This window comes from Vagococcus sp. WN80Y (genome assembly GCF_059621045.1).
In genome coordinates this window covers 1-827 of sequence record NZ_JCAQHY010000034.1, presented here as the reverse complement: position 1 = coordinate 827, position 827 = coordinate 1, and the positions used below count along the sequence as shown (strand labels likewise).

1 protein-coding gene is annotated in these 827 nt (G+C 46.8%); it reads left to right on the top strand.

What is annotated here, in order from left to right; translation table 11 throughout:
• The coding region (locus AC5KOD_RS02500; protein WP_496912965.1) for a hypothetical protein at positions 1-819 on the top strand (819 nt) is incomplete at its 5' end.
• Positions 820-827: the final 8 nt, after the last annotated feature.

Below are 827 nucleotides of genomic sequence, written 5' to 3'. Positions count from 1 at the left end.
GCCCTAATCATGCAAGGCGCCGCCACCGAAGCTGGCAAGCCCGAACTAGGCATGCTAGCCATGATGATTTTTGTGATGCACGGCTTTTTCGGCTTCCCACTAACGGCGACGATTCTTGGCAAAGAAAGTCACCGCTTATTGGGAGAGTACCGAGAGACCACTGCCTCATCTGTTTCTAAAACCGTTTCTGACACAGAGACAACGTCAGAAGAAGGCCCAACAGACGCCCCTCGGCGTCCGCTATACGAGCTTGTTCCAGAGCGATTCCGCTCTCCGACTTATTATTTGGCTCTATTAGTTTGTTTAGGCTATCTCTGCCAAGTGCTAACTCAAGTAACGGGCCTTAATAATGCGATTGTCCAGATTATCGTGGGAATTATCTTAGGGTATTTCGGTTTAATCGAACCCAAGCCCATGGATAAATCAGCCTCGACAGGCATTCTTAATTTGGCCCTATTTGCCAGCTTTATGAGTTCCTTTGCCTTGGCTACGTGGTCAGTCGTGGTGGCCTTAATCGTTAAAATTGTCATTTTGATGGTGATTGCTTTAGTGGCAATTTTCCTTGCCACCTACTTTTTCGGCAAGCTTTTTGGTTACTCGCCTTACATGACCTTTGCGATTGGTCTGAACTGTTTCCTTGGCTTTCCCTTTAATTTTGCCTTAACGACCGAAGCCATCAAAGGCGCGACCAGTGACCAAGCCGAAGCGGATTATTTAACCGCCTATATGATGCCTAAAATGATCATCGCAGGCGTTGTCTCCGTCTCTCTTGTGTCAGCCATATTAGCAGGAATCTTCGCTGGCATTGCTTTTAAGTGATAATTATT